We start from the raw sequence: 585 nt of genomic DNA, 5'->3' as shown, positions 1-585 counted from the left end.
CTCGCCATAGGCGACCTGGATGGCGCTGTAACCGTCGGTCTCGACCGACTTCACCTGGCTGATACGGTTCGGCGTCATCTCGATCACGGTGACCGGAACGCTTTCGCCGGTCTCCTCGAAGATGCGCGTCATGCCGGCTTTGCGGCCGATAAGTCCAATCGACATCGTATCGTCCTCAGCTCAGCTTGATCTGGACGTCGACGCCGGCGGCCAGATCCAGTTTCATCAGGGCGTCGACCGTCTTGTCGGTCGGGTCGACGATGTCCATCAGGCGTTTGTGGGTCCGCAGCTCGTACTGGTCGCGCGCGTCCTTGTTGACGTGCGGCGACACCAGGACGGTGAAGCGCTCTTTCTTCGAAGGCAGCGGGACCGGACCACGCACCTGAGCGCCCGTGCGCTTGGCGGTGTCGACGATCTCGCGGGCGGACTGATCGATCAGACGATGATCGAACGCCTTCAGTCGAATTCGGATTCTCTGATTCGTCATGTCCTTACTCGATAATCTTGGCAACGACGCCGGCACCGACGGTACGGCCGCCCTCGCGCACCGCGAAGCGCAGACCCTCTTCCATCGCGATCGGCGCG

General features: G+C 62.4%; 2 protein-coding genes and 1 pseudogene. All 3 read right to left on the bottom strand.

The window, feature by feature from the left end; translation table 11 throughout:
* Nucleotides 1-165: pseudogene (gene rplC / locus D779_RS20455) on the bottom strand (50S ribosomal protein L3); the annotation flags it as partial.
* Nucleotides 166-175: 10 nt separating this feature from the next.
* Complete coding sequence (rpsJ, locus tag D779_RS20450) at nucleotides 176-487, bottom strand: 30S ribosomal protein S10 (protein ID WP_007040450.1); 312 nt, start codon at nucleotides 485-487, stop codon at nucleotides 176-178.
* A 4-nt stretch (nucleotides 488-491) separates the two neighbouring features.
* Nucleotides 492-585 (bottom strand): EF-Tu C-terminal domain-related protein (locus D779_RS21940; RefSeq protein WP_369406488.1); only part of this gene is annotated, 94 nt, incomplete at its 5' end.

Origin of the sequence: Imhoffiella purpurea (genome assembly GCF_000585215.1) — a bacterium.
GTDB lineage: Bacteria > Pseudomonadota > Gammaproteobacteria > Chromatiales > Chromatiaceae > Imhoffiella > Imhoffiella purpurea.
Note: the sequence above shows the minus strand (reverse complement) of the source record. Positions and strands in the feature narration are given on the sequence as shown.

Coding starts and splice junctions, on each gene's coding strand:
- rpsJ (WP_007040450.1), bottom strand. CDS start 487: ATGACGAATCAGAGAATCCGAATTCGACTGAAGGCGTTCGATCATCGT.